The organism is Enterobacter cloacae complex sp. FDA-CDC-AR_0164 (assembly GCF_003071645.1).
Taxonomy (GTDB): domain Bacteria; phylum Pseudomonadota; class Gammaproteobacteria; order Enterobacterales; family Enterobacteriaceae; genus Enterobacter; species Enterobacter ludwigii.
The window spans coordinates 4528054-4550302 of record NZ_CP028950.1; the positions used below are offsets into that span (position 1 = coordinate 4528054).

19 protein-coding genes and 3 pseudogenes are annotated in these 22249 nt (G+C 55.6%); 9 read left to right on the top strand and 13 right to left on the bottom strand.

Annotated features, from left to right (window positions below):
• Positions 1-38 precede the first annotated feature (38 nt).
• Positions 39-878, bottom strand: coding sequence for a MurR/RpiR family transcriptional regulator HpxU (gene hpxU, locus AM410_RS22395; RefSeq protein WP_020884740.1), 840 nt, complete (start codon positions 876-878; stop codon positions 39-41).
• Positions 879-1031: 153 nt separating this feature from the next.
• Between hpxU and hpxW the strand changes: the two genes are divergently transcribed.
• Genes hpxW through hpxZ form a run of 4 tightly spaced genes read left to right on the top strand, consistent with a single transcriptional unit; the run spans position 1032 to position 4591 of the window.
• The gene (gene hpxW, locus AM410_RS22400; protein WP_073395875.1) at positions 1032-2615 is read left to right on the top strand and encodes an oxamate amidohydrolase; all 1584 of its coding nucleotides are present in this window, start codon (positions 1032-1034) and stop codon (positions 2613-2615) included.
• A 10-nt stretch (positions 2616-2625) separates the two neighbouring features.
• Complete coding sequence (hpxX, locus tag AM410_RS22405) at positions 2626-2814, top strand: oxalurate catabolism protein HpxX (RefSeq protein ID WP_073395874.1); 189 nt, start codon at positions 2626-2628, stop codon at positions 2812-2814.
• The gene (locus tag AM410_RS22410; protein WP_050736610.1) at positions 2811-4208 is read left to right on the top strand and encodes an AtzE family amidohydrolase; all 1398 of its coding nucleotides are present in this window, start codon (positions 2811-2813) and stop codon (positions 4206-4208) included. The genes hpxX and AM410_RS22410 overlap by 4 nt, the downstream gene beginning before the upstream one ends.
• Positions 4205-4591 (top strand): oxalurate catabolism protein HpxZ, encoded by a 387-nt coding sequence (hpxZ, locus tag AM410_RS22415; RefSeq protein ID WP_032677834.1) that lies wholly within the window; start codon positions 4205-4207, stop codon positions 4589-4591. Before AM410_RS22410 ends, hpxZ begins: the two co-directional genes overlap by 4 nt.
• 91 nt (positions 4592-4682) lie before the next feature.
• Here hpxZ and puuE read toward each other — a convergent pair.
• From puuE to AM410_RS22430, 3 genes and pseudogenes are all read right to left on the bottom strand, one after another.
• Positions 4683-5600: pseudogene (gene puuE, locus AM410_RS22420) on the bottom strand (allantoinase PuuE); the annotation flags it as partial.
• Positions 5500-6373, bottom strand: a pseudogene (hpxA, locus tag AM410_RS22425) (allantoin racemase). The pseudogenes puuE and hpxA, both read right to left, overlap by 101 nt.
• Complete coding sequence (locus tag AM410_RS22430) at positions 6373-7089, bottom strand: GntR family transcriptional regulator (protein WP_020884746.1); 717 nt, start codon at positions 7087-7089, stop codon at positions 6373-6375. The pseudogene hpxA and the gene AM410_RS22430 overlap by 1 nt, the downstream one beginning before the upstream one ends.
• Before the next feature lie 144 nt (positions 7090-7233).
• Between AM410_RS22430 and AM410_RS22435 the strand changes: the two genes are divergently transcribed.
• Positions 7234-8730: an NCS1 family nucleobase:cation symporter-1 gene (locus AM410_RS22435; protein WP_073395873.1), complete on the top strand. Its 1497-nt coding sequence runs from the start codon at positions 7234-7236 to the stop codon at positions 8728-8730.
• 99 nt (positions 8731-8829) lie between these two features.
• A complete protein-coding gene (guaD, locus tag AM410_RS22440) occupies positions 8830-10149 on the top strand; it encodes a guanine deaminase (protein ID WP_083599645.1) in 1320 nt (439 codons plus the stop codon).
• Here guaD and uraH read toward each other — a convergent pair.
• Both uraH and uraD read right to left on the bottom strand, forming a co-directional pair.
• Complete coding sequence (gene uraH, locus AM410_RS22445) at positions 10129-10452, bottom strand: hydroxyisourate hydrolase (protein ID WP_073395870.1); 324 nt, start codon at positions 10450-10452, stop codon at positions 10129-10131. The genes guaD and uraH overlap by 21 nt on opposite strands.
• Entirely contained in the window at positions 10449-10949 is a 501-nt protein-coding gene (gene uraD, locus AM410_RS22450; RefSeq protein ID WP_047955337.1) for a 2-oxo-4-hydroxy-4-carboxy-5-ureidoimidazoline decarboxylase, read from the bottom strand. Before uraD ends, uraH begins: the two co-directional genes overlap by 4 nt.
• A gap of 242 nt (positions 10950-11191) precedes the next feature.
• Here uraD and hpxO point away from each other — a divergent pair, with 242 nt between their 5' ends.
• The 3 genes from hpxO to AM410_RS22465 are packed head-to-tail and all read left to right on the top strand — an operon-like array spanning position 11192 to position 14360.
• Entirely contained in the window at positions 11192-12346 is a 1155-nt protein-coding gene (gene hpxO, locus AM410_RS22455; protein ID WP_032681299.1) for an FAD-dependent urate hydroxylase HpxO, read from the top strand.
• A gap of 17 nt (positions 12347-12363) precedes the next feature.
• A complete protein-coding gene (gene hpxD, locus AM410_RS22460; protein WP_032677828.1) occupies positions 12364-13398 on the top strand; it encodes a molybdenum cofactor-independent xanthine hydroxylase subunit HpxD in 1035 nt (344 codons plus the stop codon).
• Between the two features lie 11 nt (positions 13399-13409).
• Positions 13410-14360 (top strand): PDR/VanB family oxidoreductase, encoded by a 951-nt coding sequence (locus tag AM410_RS22465; RefSeq protein ID WP_108648477.1) that lies wholly within the window; start codon positions 13410-13412, stop codon positions 14358-14360.
• Between the two features lie 264 nt (positions 14361-14624).
• Here AM410_RS22465 and AM410_RS22470 read toward each other — a convergent pair whose 3' ends face one another.
• The 7 genes and pseudogenes from AM410_RS22470 to tssJ form a co-directional block, all read right to left on the bottom strand.
• Positions 14625-16016, bottom strand: a complete 1392-nt coding sequence (locus tag AM410_RS22470) for a VasL domain-containing protein (RefSeq protein ID WP_108648479.1) — start codon at positions 16014-16016, stop codon at positions 14625-14627.
• A gap of 87 nt (positions 16017-16103) precedes the next feature.
• Positions 16104-16448, bottom strand: coding sequence for a hypothetical protein (locus AM410_RS22475; RefSeq protein ID WP_108648482.1), 345 nt, complete (start codon positions 16446-16448; stop codon positions 16104-16106).
• Positions 16449-16538: 90 nt separating this feature from the next.
• On the bottom strand, positions 16539-16988 hold the full coding sequence (gene tssE / locus AM410_RS22480; protein ID WP_108648484.1) for a type VI secretion system baseplate subunit TssE: 450 nt from the start codon (positions 16986-16988) through the stop codon (positions 16539-16541).
• 869 nt (positions 16989-17857) lie between these two features.
• Positions 17858-18241: a hypothetical protein gene (locus AM410_RS22485; protein WP_233098508.1), complete on the bottom strand. Its 384-nt coding sequence runs from the start codon at positions 18239-18241 to the stop codon at positions 17858-17860.
• Positions 18234-19218, bottom strand: a pseudogene (locus AM410_RS22490) (DUF6402 family protein). The gene AM410_RS22485 and the pseudogene AM410_RS22490 overlap by 8 nt, the downstream one beginning before the upstream one ends.
• A gap of 4 nt (positions 19219-19222) precedes the next feature.
• Positions 19223-21685, bottom strand: coding sequence for a type VI secretion system Vgr family protein (locus tag AM410_RS22495; RefSeq protein ID WP_108648486.1), 2463 nt, complete (start codon positions 21683-21685; stop codon positions 19223-19225).
• A gap of 4 nt (positions 21686-21689) precedes the next feature.
• Complete coding sequence (tssJ, locus tag AM410_RS22500; RefSeq protein ID WP_032681305.1) at positions 21690-22214, bottom strand: type VI secretion system lipoprotein TssJ; 525 nt, start codon at positions 22212-22214, stop codon at positions 21690-21692.
• Positions 22215-22249 lie beyond the last annotated feature (35 nt).

Consider the following 22249-nt stretch of genomic DNA (forward strand, 5'->3'; position numbering starts at 1 on the left):
TGCACTATTTTAATGCAAAGCACCAGCCTGATGCCCCATTATCGCTGTTCCAGTTCGTCCAGCTGCTGATACAGGGAGGCGATATCGTGGATCCGGGGACGGCCTTTATCGAGGATTTCATGCAGGAAGGCGTTAGCCAGCAGGTTGATCAGACTGTTGACCGACGAGTAGCTGTCGTACGCCGAGACGCTGTCCAGCGGGGCGCAGAGCTGCCAGCTGGTCAGCGGAAACAGGCTGTGCGCCTGCGGCTCACACATCAGCAGAACCGGAATACCGCTGTGCTGAAGCTGCTGCAACAGCGGCCGAACGATCCGCGGGCGACGGCGAAATGCCATCATAATCACCAGATCGTCGGGCGTTAAATCGACCAGTTCCTCGCTCAGGCTCTGCCCCGGCTGCGGCAGCAGCAGCACCTGTCCGCGCGCCTGCAACAGCTGCTGGCGCAGGTGCAGCGCCGCCGGATAGGCGTTGCGCATCCCGATAATCACAATCCGCCGTGCCTTCACCATTGAGGCCATGGCCTCGGCAAACTGCTGAGCATCCAGAGCGTTGACCCACTGGGTGAGGTTTGCCATCTCCTGCTTATAATGCCGCGCCAGCAGAGTGTTGCCCTGCACCGCATCGCGGTTATCGGTCAGCGGCATGCCGCTCTGGCGCAGCGTGCGCAGTTCGTCGCGCATCTCTTTATACTTCTCATAGCCCAGACGCTTAAACAGACGGCTTACCGTGGCTTTCGACACCCCGCTCAGCTGCGCCAGCTCGGCGCTGTTATAACTAATGAGGTCGTCGAAATGATCAAAAATAAAATCAGCCACCCGTTGCTCCTGCGGTGACAACGACGCGTATTGCGCTTTCAGACGTTCATCAAGCTGTTCCATAAAGCCTCTGTAACTTTTGTTTCACCTCACTATACCTTTCATTAAGCATGCCAGCTTCTTAAAACGTTATGTTACGACTGACGTGAAACTTTTCATTCATAACTGGAACAGCTTTTGCAGCACCTTGTGACTTTTGGGTTATGAGGACTCTCCATGCAAAGTAATGTCTCCGTACACGGAATGGCCGTGGCGCCCCACCATCTTGCCAGCCAGAGCGCCCTGGCCATTCTGCGCGAAGGCGGTAGCGCGATTGAAGCAATGGTCGCCGCCGCCGCAACCATTGCCGTGGTTTACCCGCACATGAACGGTCTCGGTGGGGACGGTTTCTGGCTTATCGTGCCGCCTGACGGCGAACCGGTTGCCATTGACGCCAGCGGCGCAGCAGGCTCACTGGCGACGCTTGCCGCCTATGACGATGTCTCTCAGATCCCCCATCGCGGGCCTCGCGCGGCGCTGACCGTGGCGGGAACGGTGAGCGGCTGGGACGAAGCGCTGAAGGTTTCGCGCACGCTGACGGGCACCGCTCTTCCCCTGAATCGCCTGCTGGCAGACGCCATTGACTATGCCCGAAACGGCACGCCGGTGACCGCGTCTCAGGCCGCCGCCACGGCCAGTAAGCTGGATGAACTGAAGGACCTGCCCGGCTTCGCGGAGACCTGGCTGACGGACGGCAAACCGCCGCAGGTCGGCAGCCGGTTTTATCAACCGTCGCTGGCCTCCACGCTCTCGCACCTCGCAGAAGACGGTCTGGACAGTTTTTATCGCGGCCCGCTGGCGGAGCGTCTGGCCCGGGGCATGGCAACGCTGGGGCTGCCCATCACCCTGGCTGACCTAAACGCGCATGTCGCCCGGCGCACCACGCCGCTGAAATTACAGCATCAGCAGGGCGAAGTGTGGAACCTTGCGCCGCCAACGCAGGGGCTGGTGTCGCTGGCGATCCTCGGGATAACCGACCGCCTGTCCATGGCCGATGCTGACGAAGCGACCACCGTTCACCGCATTGTAGAGGCCACCAAACTGGCGTTTGGTCTGCGCGATGCCCATATCACCGACCCGCGCGAGCTGAAAACCGATATCCAGAGTCTGCTGGATCCTGCCGCACTGGCCGCCCTCGCCGACCAGGTCGATGATAACCAGGCCGCACCGTGGGGCTGCGGCAAAGGCCCTGGTGATACGGTCTGGATGGGGGTGATGGATAACAGCGGTCTTGCCGTGTCGTTTATCCAGAGCATTTATCACGAGTTCGGCAGCGGCGTGGTCCTGCCTGATACAGGCATCGTCTGGCAAAACCGGGGAGCCTCATTCAGCCTCAATCCCCGTCACCTGCTGGCGCTTGCGCCAGGAAAACAACCGTTCCACACCCTGAACCCGGCAGCCGCGCGTCTGCATGACGGACGCGTCATGGTCTACGGCTCGATGGGCGGTGACGGCCAGCCGCAAACTCAGGCCACCCTGTTTACCCGCTATGTGGTGCAGGGGGTACCACTGCAGGAGAGCATCGCCCGCCCGCGCTGGTTACTGGGACGCACCTGGGGTCAGACGTCCGACACCCTGAAGGTGGAAGGCCGCTTTACGCCGCAGACCGTCGCGCGCCTGCGGGCGCTGGGGCACGACGTGGAGTGCTTCCCGGCATTCAGCGAAGCCATGGGCCACGCGGGTGCGATTGTTCGCCATCCTAACGGGCTGTTTGAAGGGGCATTTGACCCGCGCAGCAACGGCGCCGCCGCCGGATTTTAAGGAGAGACTGATGAATACCACACAACCTGACTGGCATGCCTATCTGGCGCAAATGGAGTCCGTGCTGGGCGTTGAGCTGGATGACGCCCGCCGGGCAGAACTCCATGTACAGTTCTGCCGTATCGCGGCGATGGCCGGCCCGCTGATGGCGCTGCCGCTTGATGACCGTCTGGAGATCGCAGGAGTATACAAAGCATGACGCTACACGAGATGAGTATCAGTGAGATCCAGCAGGCGCTGAGTGCAGGCGACCTGAGCGCCCATGACATCGCCCGCCAGACCCTGGAAGCCATTACGCGCATCAATCCCCATATCAACGCCTGGACCACCGTCACGGAAGAACGCATGCTGGCCGAAGCCGAGAATATCGACACCCTGCGTCGGGAGAAACGCCCTCTGCCGCCGCTGGCAGGTATTCCCTACGCGGTGAAAAACCTGTTCGACGTCGCCGGGCATACGACCCTTGCCGGTGCAGAGCTGTTCAGCCAGCGCCCCCCCGCCACCGCTGACAGCTTTGCGGTACGCCAGCTGCGCAGTGCCGGCGGCTTATTGTCGGGGATGGTCAACATGGATGCCTACGCCTACGGCTTTACGACGGAAAACAGTTACTACGGCGCAACGCGTAACCCGCACGATGTGACGCGCATTGCCGGAGGATCGTCCGGCGGCTCTGCCGCCGCGGTCGCTGCCGGACTGGTTCATTTTTCGCTCGGCACCGACACCAACGGGTCGATTCGCGTACCGGCCTCCCTGTGCGGAATATACGGTCTTAAGCCCACTTTTGGTCGTCTGTCACGCGCCGGCAGCCATCCGTTTGTCGCCAGTCTGGATCACATCGGGCCGTTTGCCCGTCGCGTGAGCGATCTGGCGTCGGTGTACGATGCACTGCAGGGTCGGGATACCAGCGACGGATTTCAGGCGGAGAGCTCCCGGGAGCAGACCCGGCCCCTGCTCGACCGCGGTCTGGATGGTTTGCGCTGCGCGGTGCTCGGCGGCTATTTCAGTACCTGGTGCGACAGCGACATGCGAGACGCCGTGGCGCGGGTGGCAAAAGCCCTCGACGTGCAGGAAACGCTGCAATTCCCCGATGCCGAACTGGCCCGCTCCGCGGCGTTTATCATCAGCGCCTCGGAAGGCGGAAATCAGTACCTGCCCGCGCTTCGCCGCGAGCCCGGGCGTTTTGAACCGCACTCCCGCGAGCGACTGCTGGCCGGCGCGATGATCCCTTCAGCCTGGTATATTCAGGCCCAGCGTTTTCGCACGCAGGCCCGACAGGCGTTTAAAGCGTTGTTTGCGCAGGCCGACGTGCTGATCGCCCCGGCCACGCCGCGCAGTGCAACGCAAATTGGCGAAGAGATTATGGAGATCAACGGCCAGCCGTTACCGGTTCGCGCCAGCATGGGCATGCTGACGCAGCCGATTTCGTTTTTAGGTTTACCCGTTACCACCGTCCCGCTGCGCACCGCTCAGGGCGCACCTGTTGGCCTGCAGTTGATCGCCGCACCGTTTAACGAGCAAGCCTGCCTGCGCGTGGCGCGGGTGCTGGAAGCAAGCGGAATAACCGATGCCCGGCCGGCGGAGATGGCACCATGATAAATCACGATGACATTAACCTTCCGTGGGTCGTTGCAGAAGTGACCGCAGCCTTTTACCGCTATGAAGATGCGCTGGTAAGCAACAACATTCCGGTGCTGGATGAGCTGTTCTGGCACGACAAAAACACGGTGCGTCTCGGTGCGGGCGAAAACCTGTACGGCATTGAGGAAATCCGCGCCTTTCGGGCGGCGCGCCCATCCGCGGGTCTGCAAAGGACATTGCGCCATACGGTAATCACCACCTTCGGAGAGGATTACGCCGTGTGTAGCACCGAATTCACCCGCGAAGGAACGGAGCGGATTGGCCGCCAGCAGCAGACATGGGTACGCTTCCCGTACGGCTGGCGAATTGTGGCGGCGCAGGTCAGCGTGATGGCGTAATGTTTATAACCCTGCCCGGTGGCGCTTTTCCCATCAGATAAGCAGCAGGCCGGGACAGGCGTCACCGCCCGCCCGGCGCACTGCTGGATCGTTATTGTTGAAACGGGTGCACCTCACGCCAGTGATCGGCTATCTGCTGGCGGGTACAGACCCATACCCGATCGTGCTGCGCAAGGTAATCAAGGAACCGCTGCAGAGCACGAAAACGCCCCGGACGCCCCAGCAGACGGCAATGCATGCCGATGGACATCATCTTCGGCGCACGTTCCCCTTCTTCGTACAGCACGTCAAAGCTGTCTTTCAGGTAGGTATAAAACTGCTCGGCGGTGTTGAACCCCTGAGCGGTCGCGAAGCGCATGTCGTTGGCATCCAGCGTATACGGCACAATCAGGTGGGGTTTGCGCGTGCCGTCGCTGCACGCCACTTGCGTCCAGAACGGTAAATCATCGCCATAGTAGTCGCTGTCATAGTCAAAGCCCCCATGCTCCACTACCAGCTGGCGGGTGTTTGGGCTGTCACGCCCGGTGTACCAGCCGGCAGGCGGTTTGCCAAACAGGTCAGTCAGGACATGCACCGCCTTGTGCAGGTGCTCGCGTTCCTGGTTGATATCCATACTTTGATAGTGGATCCAGCGCCAGCCGTGGCTAACCACGTCGTAATCAGCTGCTTTGATGGCGTCGACGATATCGGGATGTCGCGCCAGCGCCATTGCCACGCCAAAGACCGTCAGCGGCAGGCCACGCTTGCAGAATTCGTTATGGATCCGCCAGAACCCGGCACGGCTGCCGTATTCATAGAGGGAGTCCATCGACATGTGTCTGTCCGGATAACTGGCCGCACCGATGATGTCCGAGAGGAATTGTTCTGAGCCGGCATCACCGTGCAGCACGTGGTTTTCCGCCCCTTCTTCATAATTGAGTACAAACTGCACGGCGATGCGCGCCTGGTTCGGCCACTGCGCGTGCGGCGGCTTGCCTGCATAGCCGCGTAAGTCCCGCGGATAATCCTCGTTAAAAAGCGCCATTATCACCCCCTCAATTAAAATGGATTCAGTGCCTGAAAGTGTCCGCTCAACGCTTTTTTCTCCGGGAAAGCCAGGTCCCCGTGCTTGCTGGTTGACAGCCCCAGCGCCACCAGCGACTCGACCATTTTTACCGCCGCACTGACGCCGTCGATCACCGGCACGTGCAGCTCACGCGTCAGCTCCTGCGCCAGCGTCGCCATTCCACCGCAGCCGAGCACAATCGCGCCGCAGCCATCTTCTTTCAGCGCCTGGATGCAGCGCGCGCGCACCTTCTCCTGAGCCAGGCCGCTACCGTCTTCCAGTGCCAGCACCGGCAGATCGATGGCATGCAGGGCTGCACAGTGGTCCTGGAAACCATACTGGTGCAACAGATGACGGGCGATAATCCGCGTGCGCGGCAGCGTGGTCACAACGGAAAAGCGCGTTGCCACCAGCGTGGCCATATGCATCGCAGCTTCTGCGATACCGATGACCGGCCCCTGCGCCAGCTCGCGCGCCGCCAGCAGGCCGGGGTCACCAAAGCAGGCAATCACATGTCCATCCACGCCCTGTTGCCGTCCGCGTTTTATCTGTTCGAGAACGCCCACGGCGGCGATGGCCTCATCAAAATGACCTTCTATCGAGGGCACACCTGCGCTCGGGCAGACGGCGAGGATCTCCGTTCCCGGTGCTGCTACCGCGCGGGCTGCGGCGCCGATGGTTTCCGTCATCGCGAGGCTGGTGTTGGGGTTAATCACTTGTATACAAACAGACGACATTACGACTCCTTGTGGCTGGCGAACAGCCGGGCAAAATCAGGCAGGCACTCACCGGCCCGTTCGAAACAGAGACTGGCGACAATATGTTCAAAATGGTGCATTAAGGCCTCACTCAGGGGCTGGAGCGCCTTCTGGCGCAAGAGTTCCACCAGTTGCTCGTGGTCATTGCAGCGGCAGCCCTGACGCCACGGCGCGCCCCAGGCTGCGATCACCAGCGACGACCGCTGGCTCAGTCCGGTCACCATCTCTGTCAGCACCTGATTGCCTGAAATGGCCTGAAGCTGAATATGGAAATTGGCGGAGTGGCGGATTGCGGCGGGGCCGTCATACGCTTCGTGCGCCTGCTGCTCCTGGCGAATAATCCCTTCCAGTGCAGCCAGATGCGGCGGCTGACAGTGGGCCAGCACGTCCGGCAGGTTAGCCACCTCAAGCAGCGCGCGCGTGCGGAAGATCTGCTGCGCTTCTTCTACCGTCGGGCTGGCCACGTGTGCACCACGTTTGGGCGTTAAGGTGACCATTTGCACAGCGGCGAGTCGTTGCAGCACCTTGCGAATACCGGTGCGGCTCACGCCGAAGACCTCAGCCAGCGCCTCTTCAGGCAATTTACTTCCCGGGAGCAACTGATGTTCGACTATCGCGGTCATCAGCGCCTGAAAGATAGATTCATCTTTGTCATGCAGGTCTGGCGCGGTCTGCAGGCTGTTTATGTTGTTCATTCACCACTCCGATTTTTACTTTTCGTTATCGAATCGTATACATAAAAATAAAATATTGCATACAAGATTTATTATTTTGGCCTGGATCCTGCAACACCGTCTGCACTCCCACTTAACGGGTTTTCATTCACAGGAGCAGGTTTCATGCCAAACAGACAAAACGCGCAGCACGGTACGGCCGCTGATTCCGGTGCGGTTTACAGCCCACGGCTTTGCAATGAGGATCTGGCACCGACGCGTGACCAGAACTGGAGCTGGTACAACATCTTTTCTTTCTGGATGTCGGACGTCCACAGCATGGGGGGTTATGTTGTTGCCGCGAGCTTCTTTACGCTCGGGCTGGCAAGCTGGCAGGTCTTGCTCTGCCTGCTGATAGGGATTTGCATTGTGCAGTTGTGCGCCAACCTGGTGGCGAAACCGAGTCAGATGGCAGGCGTACCCTACGCGGTGATTTGCCGTCAGGCATTTGGCGTTTTCGGGGCCAATATTCCGGCGGTGATCCGCGGGCTGATTGCTTTCGCGTGGTACGGTATTCAGACCTACCTGGCCGCCAACGCGCTGATGCTGGTGGCGCTTAAGTTCTGGCCTTCACTCGCGACGCTCACCACCGGTTCGTTCCTGGGCCTGTCGCATCTTGGCTGGATCTGTTTCGCTATCATGTGGGTGCTGCAGGCGATGGTCTTCTGGCACGGCATGAGCGCCATTAAGCGCTTTATTGATATCGCCGGTCCGGCTGTCTACGTGGTGATGCTGGCGCTGGCGGGATGGATTGTATACAAGACCGGTTTTGACGGCATCTCCTTTACCCTCGCCAGCAAATCCCTGAGCGCCGGTGAGCAGACCTGGCAGATGATCACCGCCACGGCGCTGGTGGTCTCTTACTTCTCCGGCCCGCTGCTCAATTTTGGTGACTTCTCCCGCTACGGTAAAAGCATGGGCGAGATCCGCCTCGGTAACCGCTGGGGCCTGCCGTTTAACTTCCTGCTGTTCTCCATCGTTACCGTGGTGATTGTGTCGGGTACGCAATCGCTGTTTGGCCGCATGATCACTGACCCGATTGAAACCGTCAGCCGTGTGGGCAACGATCTGGCCGTGGCCATTGGCTTGCTGACCATGATCACCGCCACTATCGGGATCAACATCGTGGCGAACTTCGTCTCCCCGGCGTTTGATTTCTCTAACTGTTCACCGCAAAAAATCAGCTTCCGCACCGGGGGGATGATCGCCGCCGTCGGCTCTATCCTGTTAACCCCGTGGAACCTGTTTAACTCGCCGGAGCTTATCCACTACACTCTGGACGTGCTCGGGGCGTTTATTGGCCCGCTGTTCGGGATTCTGATTGCCGATTTTTACCTGATTAAGCGCGGCAAGGTCTCCGTAGACGATCTGTTTGATGACACGCCAAAAGGCAAATACTGGTATCGCAACGGTTTCAACCCGAAAGCCATCGGCGCGCTGGTGCCATCCGTTGCCGTTGGACTGGTGATAAGCTTTATTCCCTCCCTGCATGAAGTGGCAAATTTTAGCTGGTTTATCGGTGTCTTCCTGGGCGGGGTCACCTACCGCTGGCTGGCGCGGGAAGAGCGTGAAGCGGCAGACGCCTCGTCGTTCAGCCCCCGCGTGGCGACGCAAAAAGAGTAACCCTTCCTCCGGGCCGCAGTTCCTCTGCGGCCTTTTTCATTCTGGCACCGTTTTTGCTCAGTCTCATCACCCCGCTACGCAAACACTAAGGCAGGAATCATGATGGACTACCAGACTGCGATCCGCGGTGCATTTTTTGATATTGCCCGGGTCTGCGACAGTGCAGACGTTATCGCCCAACAGGCGCGCTACCTTGAAGACGGGCTGTTGTTCATCCATGACGGCAAAATTCTGGCGCAGATGGCCTGGCAGGAGGGCGAGCAGTATCTTGATCCCTATAAAGGGTACACCGACCTGCGCGGCAAACTGCTGCTCCCGGGTTTTGTCGATACCCACGTCCATTACCCGCAGACGGAGATGATTGGCGCTTTTGGTGAGCAGCTGCTGGAGTGGCTGACCACCTACACGTTCCCGGTAGAAAGCCAGTTTGCCGATGAGGCCTATGCGAAGGAGATTGCGGCGTTTTTCATCAACCAACTGGTCAGCCACGGCACCACTACCGCGCTGGTGTTTTGTACGCTGCATCCTGAATCGGTCGAGGCGCTGTTCACCGAGGCCCTGCGCCTTAACATGCGCCTTATCGCCGGCAAGGTGATGATGGACCGCCACACGCCTGACTACCTGAGTGAAACCGCGAAAGAGAGCTACCGGCAGACGCGCGAGCTGATCCAGCGCTGGCACCACCGTGGACGGTTGGGCTACGCCATTACGCCACGCTTTGCCCCGACCTCCTCACCGGAACTGCTGGCCGCGGTCAGCCTGCTCAAAGAGGAGTTTCCCGACACGTGGATGCAGACCCATCTGAGCGAAAACCCAAATGAAGTGGCCTGGGTAAGCGATCTGTGGCCGGAACATGAACGTTATCTGGATGTGTATCATCATTACGGGCTGACCGGCGAACGCAGCGTGTTTGCCCATGGGATCCACCTCCATGAGAGCGAGTGGCGCTGTCTGCACGATACCGGCTCGGCAGTGGCATTTTGCCCCACCTCGAACCTGTTTCTTGGCAGCGGACTGTTCCGCTTACCCGCCTGCTGGCAACACCAGGTGCGTATGGGCATTGGCACCGATGTGGGTGCCGGAACCACCTTCAGCATGCTGCGCACCCTCGGGGAGGCGTACAAGGTGGGTCAGCTGCAGAGCTACCGTCTGCGCGCCAGCGAAGCGTTTTATCACGCCACGCTGGGCGGCGCTCACGCCCTGAGGCTGGACGATAAGATTGGCAATTTCGCCCCCGGCAAAGAGGCCGATTTTATCGTCCTCGACCCGGCCGTTACGCCGCTACAGCGCCTGCGTAACCGGCGCTGTCAGGACATTTATGAGCAGCTGTTTGTGCTGATGACCCTGGGCGACGAGCGCAATATTAGCGAGACCTGGGTCAACGGTGTGCAGGTGTGGTCAACTGCCGCGGTAGGTTGACCACCCGCCCGGCGCAATCACAAACGGCAGGTGGAAGTGCTCGTCTGCCGTTTCTCCCGTCACAAAATCGATCTGTGCGCAGGGGTAAAGCGTGTCGCTGCCGGTTTCGGTAAACCAAGCCCCAATCTCGGCCACCAGCCGGTAACGTCCTGCAGGCAGGAAAGGGATAAACGCGGTGATGCGCCCCTGGGCGTTAGTGAAAGCAGTGGCCAATACGACGCCGTCCTGCTCAAGATAAACCCTTACGCCCTGCGCCGGTTTTCCCGTTGAAATATCAAGAATATGCGTGCTTAACGTACTCATTCGTCAATGACTCCTTCCAGCCGAAGCAGCGTAATTTCCCGCAGCTGTTCCAGTGCGGCCTGTACCTCCTGCGCATCGCTGTTTTCCAGCCGGGCGTTCAGGGCGCGTAAAATCTCCTCACCGCTACGGCCTTTCGCGCGGATCAAAAACACGCGTCCAAAACGGGCCTCGTAGCGAGCGTTCCCTTCCTGCAGTGCCTGTGCCAGCTGCCTGTCGCGGTTGTCGACGGCGCCCTGCTCCTGGCGCGAAAGCACCGCCTCCGCCTGTGCTCCCGTCGGTTTCTCACCAATTCGCGGGTGCGCATTCAGGGCCTGCGTAAGCGCCGTTTCATCCCAGGTTTGCGCCAATGTCCGGGCGGCGTCGAACAGTGCTTTGCGGTGTAAATAGGGCCGCCCCTGCACCAGCGCATCGGCCCAGTCGGGCAACGCCACGCAGGGCTGCAACCGCGCGAGCGCCTCTTCGTGGCTCAGTTGATTAAAAGTTTGCAGTGCAATCATACTCGCTCCCGTCATATCGTCGTTTTCTCGCTTTGCACAAACTACGCCACTCTTGCCATCTCCCATGAAACAGTCGATTCCGGATCGTACAACAGGAAATTATTGATTCATAAAAAGGCATTCTCACCGCGTTTGCGCACCTTAGCAGTGCAAAACCGCTTCAAACAACGCGCTTTTCGCCACTCTACAGCCTGGTACGCAAATTGCTCTTTCCTTTTTACACCCTGCAAAAGGAGAGAAGCATGAGAGCAATCGTTATTGGCGCGGGCATTGGCGGCCTGAGCGCCGCTGTAGCGCTGAAGAAGGCGGGAATCGACTGTACCGTGTTTGAGGCCGTGAAAGAGATGAAGCCCGTCGGTGCGGCCATCTCCATCTGGCCCAATGGGGTGAAATGCATGCAGCACCTCGGGATGGGCGACATCATCGAGACCTACGGCGGCCCTATGCGCTTTATGGCCTATAAGGATCACCGGCGCGGCGATACCCTCACCCGCTTTAGCCTTGCCCCGCTGGTCGAGCGCACGGGCGGTCGCCCCTGCCCCGTGTCGCGTACGGAACTGCAGCGCGAAATGCTGAACTTCTGGGGGCACGAGAACGTTCAGTTCGGCAAACGCGTTGAAAGCGTCCGTGAGGACGCGGCTGGCGTCACCGTCACCTTCACCGACGGTACTACCGCGACAGGGGATTTCCTGATTGCCGCCGATGGCAGTCACTCCGCGGTTCGCCCGTACGTGCTGGGCTATACGCCCGAGCGCCGCTACGCCGGTTACGTCAACTGGAACGGGCTGGTGAAGATTGATGAAGAGATTGCCCCTGCGCACCAGTGGACCACCTTCGTCGGCGAGGGCAAGCGCGTTTCGCTGATGCCCGTCGCTGGCGGACGCTTCTATTTCTTTTTTGATGTTCCGCTCCCCCTCGGGCTGGCGGAAGATCGCACTACCCTTCGCGCCGATCTCACGGGCTACTTCCGCGGCTGGGCGGCACCGGTACAGAAGCTCATCGCCGCGCTGGATCCCGAGACCACCAACCGTATCGAAATCCACGACATTGAACCGTTCGACACCCTGGTGCGTGGCAACGTGGCGCTTCTTGGCGATGCCGCGCACAGCACCACGCCGGATATCGGCCAGGGCGGATGCGCGGCGATGGAGGACGCCGTGGTGCTGGGTGACTGCCTGCGCGAGAACCACAACATCGCACTGGCGTTGCGGCAGTACGAAGCGCTGCGCTGTGACCGGGTCCGCGACCTGGTGCTTAAGGCCCGTAAACGCTGTGATATCACGCATGGCAAAGACATGGCATTGACCCGGGCCTGGTACCAGGAGCTCAAAGAGGAGACCGGAGAGCGCATCATTAACGGTCTGTGCGACACCATTCAGGCCGGGCCTTTAGGCTGAACGCGAGAGGGACAACCATGAAAATACAACCGACTCCACCCGCCCATTGTACGTTTGAGCCAGAGGACTGGCTGCGTCTGGCAAAATGCTGGCATCCGGTTGCTCGCGCCTGCGACATCGGCGCGGCACCGGTCAAAGCCACCCTGCTCGACGAACAACTGGTTATCTACCGCGTCAAAGACCAGGTTGTGGTCGCCCGGGACGTTTGCCCGCACCGCGGCGTACCGCTGACGCTGGGCTTTCACGATGAACACGGGATAATCTGCCCTTATCATGGCTTACGCTTTGGTGAAGATGGACGCTGCAACCGCATTCCGTCCAGCCCTGACCAGCCGGTTCCCGCGAAGCTTAACCTGATCAACTATGCCGTGGAGGAGCGCTTTGGGTTGATCTGGACCTGCCTGGCGTTTGATCCGGATAACCCAATGCCGCTGCCCACCATGCCGCACTGGGATAACGACGGATTTCAGCAGATCAACTGCCCGGCGTTTGAAGTGAATGGCTTCGCCGGCCGTCAGGTGGAAGGCTTTCTGGACGTGGCGCATTTTGCCTGGATCCACACTGACACCTTTGCTGACCCCAATAATCCGCTGGTACCCCACTATCAGCCCCAGGAGACGCCGTTTGGCTTTGTTGCCGATTACTGGAGCTCGGTGAGCAACTACCCCGCCAGCTCCGATGTCCAGGCCCCGGAAGGCTTCCAGTGGCTGCGTCATTTTGAAATGCATTTACCGTTTACCGCCACGCTGACGATCCATTTTCCGGGGGAAGCCAGGCTGGTGATCATGAACGCCGCCTCGCCCGTCTCTTCACGGGTAACCCGCATGTTCGCCCCTATCGCGCGCAACTTTGACCTGCATATTCCGGTAGAGGAAGTGCACGCCTTCAATTTGCGTATTTTTGAAGAAGACCGCCTGATGGTTGAGACGCAGCGCCCGGAAAGCCTGCCGCTGGATCTGACTCTGGAAGCCCATATCCCTGCGGATAAAAGCTCGATTGCCTACCGCCGGGGGCTGAAAAAGATGGGCTTCGGCGAGTTTTTCCTGGTGTGACGGAGGACGTGATGAGCGAAATGTTGAGCGTTATTGTCGACGGTCTCTGGCGTGAGGGGGATAAGAGTCTCGCCGTCAGGCTGGTGTCAGAATGCGGTGAAGCCCTGCCGGGCTGGCAGCCCGGGGCGCACATTGACGTGCATCTGCCCTGCGGGCTGGTTCGCCAGTATTCGCTGACCGGGGCAAGCGACAGCGAGAGCTATCTTATTTGCGTAGGGCGTGAAGCCGCCTCGCGCGGCGGGTCACGCTATGTTCACGAGACGCTACGTCCGGGGCAGAAACTGCTTATCTCCTCACCGCGCAATCTGTTTGCGCTGCACAAGGCTGAACGCTTCTTGCTGCTGGCGGCAGGGATAGGCATAACGCCCTTGTATGCGATGGCCCGGCTGCTGGAGGGTTCCGGCACCCCGTTTACGCTGCACTATTACGTTAAAGAGCATGGCAACGCGGCGTTTGCACGTGAACTCATGCAATTTAAACACGGCGAGTGTGTCATCCATACCATCAGCCCGCGCACTGCGCTGGCAGAGCACATGCCCACGCCAGCGCCCGGTTTCCACGCCTGGGTCTGCGGGCCGGCAGGTTTTATGGAGAAAGTGTATCAGGTCGCCCTCGCGAAAGGCTGGGCGGAGAGCAATCTTCACAGCGAAGCATTCCAGCCCGTTATGCCCGCCGACTGTAATGAAACGGGCGAGATTTTTACAGTCAAGCTGGCATCAACCGGCGAGCGCTGGCCGGTGCCGGCGGACAAAACTATCGCGCAGGTGCTGCTGGAAAACGGCGTGGCGGTACCGCTCTCCTGTGAAATGGGGATTTGCGGCGCCTGTCTGACGCCGGTTATCGACGGCGTAGTGGATCACCGGGATAGCGTGCAGTCGGAGGCGGAGAAAAGCGCGGCAGACCAGCAGGTGGCGCTGTGCTGCTCGCGAAGCCATTCAGGGGAACTGGTGATTGGGTTGTAGAACGAAAACACCCTGCGATATTGCTATCGCAGGGTGTTTAAATTTGGCGGGATCCACGGATAGTCAAAACAAATGGCATACAGGGTTTCGGAGAAAAAAGCATGTCCATAATCACCGATATCACCCCAAAAAACAGCAGACCAGACGATAAAACGATCCCTCATGGCAGCATAACTGGCCTGACACGTCATCATCTTAAAAGGGGGAAATATCCGTGAAACTTCCCGTCATAATGACGAGTTTTAAAGTATCTTAACGATGGATTTACTCTGATGCATTCCGTTTTATTTCAGCATATCGGGCTGCCAGTTGTTTCAGATGCATTTCCAGCTGAGACCTCGCAGCTGCAGGTAAAGGTACACCAGGAGGATTTTCTGACAAGATACGCAGTTGCTCTTCAGCCGGTATCGACTGGTTAAAAGACTGCCGGACGGAAAATACAACGGACTTCAGTTCACTGACCGTCATGTATTTGCCTTTCTGCTCATCAAGCCCGTTCAGCTGGTCACTCAATTTTTGTAGCGATAACATCCCCTTATACCAGCCATTGAGCTGTTCTACCGGTAATGCGGCAGCATTAAGGTGTTGCTGCCACTGTTGTATCAGGGGTTTTGCTTGCTCCGGCCACAGCACCTGAGCCTGTTCTATAAGTTTTCGGCTGTAAGTAATACTCCAGTCAGGAGGCAATTTATCCAGTCGGGCAAGCTGCTGCTGTGTTTGTTCTATCATTGTTTGTGATGACGGAGATTGCTGACGCAACATATCCAGTTTTTCAGGCGCGAGAGGTGCAGGTAACGGAGCCAGTGAGGCAGCAAGCTGAGTCTGTAGCGGGTCTGGTCGGTGAAGAAATTGCCAGCTCCACACTGCGCCCGTACTTATTATCAGCATGGTACACATTCCGGCAGCGAAGGATTTCCACTTTTTTACCTGAGTGGGCATTGCCGTCAGTACTTCCACATTTGCGTGGTGTTCTGGCTGTGCAACGAATACCCACTTCACTGGGCTGTCTGGCGCTGGGGTCTCTTCAGAGAGACTACCGGTATGAGAGCCTGATGATATTACTGCACCATTCTTTACGGTGGCAGGCAGGACAATCCCAGACTGAATATTCGACCCGGTACTGGTTGTATCGTTGCTGTTTTCCAGCCGGACAGCGCTGTTGTGCATCAGGGAACGCAACGTATCGAGCTGGCTCAGATGCTTAAGCTCCAGACGTTGAAGCACCTCCCCCAGACTGCCAAGCAGTTGCTCAGCCCGATACAGTTGTCTTAGGTCGCTGTAATTGAGCGGGAGCGAGCGCATCCGTTGCTGAAGACGCTGGTTCAGACTGCTGAGGATTTCCATGCGGGCATGTACCGGCTGCGGCCACAGTGTGCCCCACTGATGGCTTATCAGCGCATCCAGTATCGCCAGGCCTTCATTGAGGCCGAATAAGCCGGCCAGTTGCGTCCGTGCCAGCGTGTACCAGGCCGCCGTCTGTAACTCCACACCGTTTTGCTCAAACAGTGAAAGGCAGAGTTTTTCGACATAATGCCAGTTCACATCCGGACGGGCCGGATGTGTCAGCTTACTCAGTTCATCACGCAGGGTGGCATAATCCGCTAGCGTGCGCGGATCGCCACCGGTTTTGATTTTTCGTGGATTGATGTCATTCATGGCTGAATATCCAAATGAAGGTTGCGGTGCTGTACTTCCTCTTTATGCAGCTTCACCACAAGTCTGCTGGTACTGCCAGGTTAATAGCTATGAAAGAAGCGCTAAAACCAGACAAAAAGAAGTACTTTGATCAAAAGGTTGTACTGTGCGCAGCAACATCCCCGGGGGATTAAAGGTCCAGTCACTGAAATGACCTGCCCGTATGAACAGGCGCCCCAGAGAGATCACGCAGCCTTCTGCATGAAGGGTCACTTCCACGCATCCGGTCACGCCCTGGCCGTACAAAAATACTGGTGTCAATTTCACAGACTGGTCATCTACACACAGAAAGATATCGGTAATCTCAAGAGCCCCGTACTCCACCAGCAGATCCGTAACGGATGTATTCAGCGTCCCCTCGTTCAATCCGGTACCCTCCAGCCACGCGTCCATTTGCTCCTGAAGCTGCGCATTCGATGGCAAAAATATGCAATATCGGCCTGACTCTTACTGGATGTTGGAACTGATGAAAGCTGTCTGGCCTTACACACGAATTGCGGTATCGAGATACTGCTGTTGCTTCAGGTGCCTCAGCATCACGCGTCCTTCGGGCATAAACTCGGTGCCGTAACGTACGAGGCCAATGCCCTTAAGCTCAGCATCAATGGCATAACGCAACTCTCCTGGCACGTGCTGTTCGAGTAAAGTTACATTGAGGGACTGCAAACGGGGTTCATACTTGAGCAGGACACCGGCCAGCGTATCGATCAGCTCGTGGGCTGTACCCGGCATGCCTTGCAGAATTTTGGTCATGTCCGGCAAACCATAATCTGGTAAATGGGATATGGTCCCGGCTCGGGCGTTCAAAATACGCTGGATGTTATCCAGTACAGATAAAATGACCTGGTCTTCTTCGTTTACAACTTCAAGGGGAAGATCCCCTGTAAAGTTGCCGGTAAGAATTTCATATAAAGATGGCGTTTTTTGACTCATAATATAGCAAATTATTTTAAATGATAGAGGTTTAGGTTCTAAGGGATGTGAATTACCTTATGTTTCTTTTAAGGATTTTTTTGCAAAAATAATTATTGAACAACCGGATAATGAGGAACAAAACATCAATATTACTCGAAGTGGATTTGTTCCATACCAAGAATAAAGCATAAAGATAATAACCAGGCCAAAGATTACTGAAGAGTGCTTTGGTTTTATAGATGTTGCTAGAAATGTAATGGATATGATAATGTATCTCATATAGAAGATTACAAATCCGAGCCCTACCCCCTACTCCTTGGTGTAAAGTAAGTTATGTACCATTCGTAACCCAAATGATGCACTGCTAGAACGATAATACATCCAAGGAAAGCTATTATTAGTTTTACTAATTTTTTTATTTTTTGCATTCAGGTAAAATCCAGCCTGAAAACCCGCTGTCAGATGGGGAAAGAAAATCAATGCCTGACCATTCAGGTGCAACTAAATCAGAGAACTGACACTCCCAAAATGCCAAGCTGAACTTTTTATTTTTTCTCCAGTTTTATCATAGACGACGAAAAATGATTAATTTGAAAAAAGACGTAATACCCGTCCTACGCCGCCAAAAGGCTTGTAGTCAGGAATGTAAGTAATAGCATAGCAAGAGTTGACCTCATTCCATATTTTTTCACTGGATGTAGATTTCTTATAAGTCAGTGTCTTTATTGACAGAAGAATAATAGATAGTGATACAAAAAAACAGAGTATCAATTTCACTATGAGCTTAATTGAGCTAAGCATGTTTTTATTCCATCGACGAATGTTCTTTAATGCCAATATTGTTACATCTGGTCATTTGATTATTTTAAACATGAATTGCTAAGATGTTAATGGCATTCAGGAATATGCCATCCGTCCCATCCATCACTTGTAGGATAAGTTGCGTTCTGTCCATGCCATTCTGGGGCCACCAAATCAGAAAATTGAGACTGCCAAAAATACCATGCAGAGTTTTTTATTTTCTTTCCATTCTGGTCATACACAATAAAGAAGGATTGATTAGAAAACAACCTCAATACTCGTCCAATTCCACCATATGGACGATAATCAGGAATATAAGTGACCAGCTCGCACTTTTTATCTCGACTCCATATTGAATCATTTTTTATTGCGCCTCTATAAGCCAAGATTTTAACAGTCATTAAAATAAAGGAAAAAATGATCACTGAGATAAAGATCAGGAAAAATATTTTTTTTAAGTAATTATTCATTTATGTTTTTTCCCTTCCAGAAAGAATATTCCTCCATATCTATCTTGCTAAGATGAATGATAATATTTGTAGGGATTTTCTTCACTGTAGAGTATACAAAAAAAATCTCCAGTTTTATAGGTGCTCTTGTATTTCCCCCTGTATTTGACAAATGATGAGTTTGTAATCCTAAAGTATCTACAACCGTCCTCATCGATGAATTCTTTTTTCATAAGTTCGCTAATTACCCCGGGTTTGATGACCCCACACTCTCCCCAATATCCCAAAGGTTGGTCATCACCATCATTCATAAATTCGTAGGTGTCCCTGACGTACAGTCCCAGCTCTCTAATCTCCAATCTCATAAACCCTCTTTGATCTCTTGTTACATTTAGATTTGTGAATGCAACTTTGATTATGAAAGAGCCCAGAGCACCGTATACATCATCCAGACTATCAGTCGCCTTCTCCCACAATGTACTACCAATTTTTATAAAGTTAAACTGGCTTGTCTTATCCAATTCGATTGCTGACATATTGTCATAGTTCACATAACAGCTTTTTAGCTCATTGTTAACCAAAAACCCAGATTTTTCCAACCTATTCAAAATATAGCAAAGTCCATTCGAAAGCTGATTTGTAATTTGCTTTTTTCGCCCCAGAAAATCGTCATACTCAATGACGCTTGAAACTTTCATTACAAAGTTATCATAGATTGGTTTTATTCGTGAGGATGAAGTTAATAGCCATTCAAATTCTAAATCGTCGAGAATGTGCTGTTTTTGTATTGTGCTGATGTCGATTTTGTTAAGCTTCTCCTGCTTACTCATTTCATAATACGGGTCATTGAACCACTTTCGCATAAAACTAGCTGCAATTTTCCAACCTTTCTTCTCCATTACATCAGGAATGTCCGTTATTTTGAATATCTTAACGGAGATGATTTCTTTATTTTCATCCTGGTTAGTAAGTTTTGATTTAACTTTCATATCAACCATAGAACTATCCTATATATAATGAATTTTGCTTTAATATGGTTAACTCGATATCAGCTTCTTCTGTATGGCTTATAAAGCCAGTGAGACCTTTCTCGCATGAAACCCCTTTAACTACCTTACCTATAGACGATGTTAATTCATATCCAATATTTGATATTGGTTCTTGTGTTCTATCATCAACAAGAATAAAGCTCCTGCGAAAAGCATCGCCTGGCCCTGGTAAAAATGGAAGTTCTGGAGACTGAGGACTGCTTCCTGCTGCCATAGTCCGCTTCACTTTGCGTATGTACGACGCCGTCGTACCATACTCGACCTTCCCGGCCTCGAGTCGCAGATAGCTTCCGCCGCCGATCAGCGTGATACGTTTTTTCCCGGCGAACAAAATGTCACTCACTGAGCTCAGCGTCAGCTTCTTCTCAGCAAACAACCGCATACTGGCGTTTTGCGCCTGGACATCTATTGGTCCTTCTCCGGATTTGACGCTCAGTTGTCCGATCCGGGCAAAGAGCCCCAGTTTTTCTCCGGCCAGTGCGGTCAGATTGCCCATTGTTCCGACGCTGATATCGCCCCCGGCGTTGACGACCACGTTTCGTGCTGCGGCCAGTTGCATATCTTCACCACTGGTCAGGGCCATGCCTTCCGGGGCTGTAAAATGCACAGCTTCATTGAGCGGTTTCAGCCGCTGCTCAAATATCTGTATCTGGCTGTCGACATCCGCTTTCAGGGCCTGTGCATTTTCGGCGGCTATTTCCAGTTGTTGCAGTTGCTGATTAAGCCTGTCTATTTCCTTCAGCGCGGCATCCATGTCCAGCGCCTCACCCTGCGCTTTCGCCTGTGCATCTGCACTGATGAACAGCCCCTTTCCGGCGCGGATAACCCCGTATTCATCAGTGCGCAGTTCGCTACCGGTGCCGCGGGATTTGCCCTGATTGTCCACCAGGTGCCCGCTGTTGAGCTGCGTCCTGCCGTATTCCGTGGCGAGCTTGATATGCTCCTCGCCACGTTTGTCCTCCATCCGCAATTTTGAGTTAGCGGGTGTTCTGAGGATATTTCGGGTGTGATTATCCCGGTTCACGAGGTCCGGATGTTCGGAGTCGTGCAGTGCGTACGCGATGTACGGCAGGTCAATATCGCCATTGCTATACGCAATGGCCACTTCAGTGCCGTCAATGAGCGGCGTATGCCAGCCCAGCGTGTCACCGACAGTCGGCTTCGCCATACGCAGCCACAGATACCCAAAGCCCTGCTCTGTTCCTTCGCGGTCGAAGTCCGGCTTTACCCGGTAGCGACCCTGCTCATCCAGGTGCGCGTAGATGTCATTTTTCTCCCGGCTCTCGACGCGGGCCGGAAGTGTGCCGTGGATTTCAGGGCGCGGGATTTCAGTTGGACGGAAACAGTAGCGTTCGGTATAAGGCATCCCCCAGACCGACACATGCAGACGGGAATCACGGGCCCCCCGGTAGGTCACCAGGGTGAGGATAACGCCCTCTTTCAGGGCAGTTATGACATCGCCCTGCGGCTCAAGCACCTGTCCCGGCGCAAGGTGGGCAGCGTTGCTGAACAGGTGAATGCGGGTCGTTCTGTTCAGCTCCCGCTCATGATGGAGCCGGGCCCAGAACGCGCCGGATTCGGTCTCCGGCTCCGGGCTGGTGTCATCACCTGCGTCACGATAAGGCGCTGCGTAGCGGTAATGCTCTCCGGTGGTGACCGCGTCGTTACGCGCGCTGACCGTCGCATCCATCGGTGTGGAGGCTGTCCGGTAGTTATAATCCCGCGTGGCGACCGTGCCGGTGGCAAGGGTGTGCCAGGTTCGTACATCCCAGACCGACTCTTCCGCACCGTCAAACAAACCCGATGGCTCGCTGTAGGGCAGGCGCACATCAAACTGGTAGTTGAGCTGGCTGTCGGCCAGTATGTACGTATCCAGACCGCGCACGTCGTCCATCACCGTACGCCAGTAAATCCCCACCTCAGACAGAATGCGCCGGATAAACTCAAGGTCCGTTTCCCGCCACTGGGTGATAATTTCACGCGGCGGGTACGTGCGCTCCAGTCTGAACTCAAAATCAGGTCCCTCCAGCCCGTGTTTGCGCAGCACCTGCTCCACCACCTCAGGAACGGACTGGTTCTGATATACCGCACACTGCCGGGTGTATCCCAGGAGCGCCAGGCGGGAACTGAGCGTAAGACGGTAATGGGACTGATCCTTTGAAGTGGAAAGCCATTCCAGGCGGGTGATAATGCCGTGGACATTTTTACCGCTCCGCATCCGGAAAGAGGCATATTTCATCAGGACCTGTTCAGGGGGGATATTCGCCTGTTGGGTCGTGAACTCAATATCCCATTTGAACGGTTCGCTCAGTGCTTCCCTGCCGCGAAATCGCAGAACATCCGGTTTTACCTGGCTGTCGTTGATATCCAGAAAATAGCGAGTCTGCCCGTCAAAAAGCGCAAGCCAGTTATCCATTATGTCACTCCTTTACCGGCTCGAGGCTGAGCCAGCCGTCACCCAACTCGATGGTCCGGGGTTTGTCCGGATCGAGGTCGTCACGGGTCAGTACCAGACGCCAGCGGTTGTTTTTCTGATCGGGACGATTGAACAATCCCACCACCGCCACGAACTGTGCTTCTTCATCCATGGGCATATTCAGAGAAACGCTGCCGTTGGGCATCACCAGCAGCTCTTTTGATGCCAGAACATCGTCCTTAAGTACCGTATCGGCATTGCGCAGCAGCGTCTGGTAATCAGCGGCATCAACCGCTTTCCGATCCCTGAGGAGATAAACCCGCACCATTGTTGCCAGCGGTGTCTGCGCGGCATCGGCGTTAATGGCCGTGCGTGGGGTAAAATCCAGATGCAGCGTTTTAATTTTCTTATAGAAGATGGATTTCGTGATGCTGACCGTACCGTCCGTGACGGTCTGCGTCAGACCGCAGCCTGCGAGCAGACCACAGGCAATAAGCGTCAGCGCCCACCAGCGGGTTACTGTTGCCATTCAAAAGTTCCTTTATTGAGAGAGGGAATACGTGA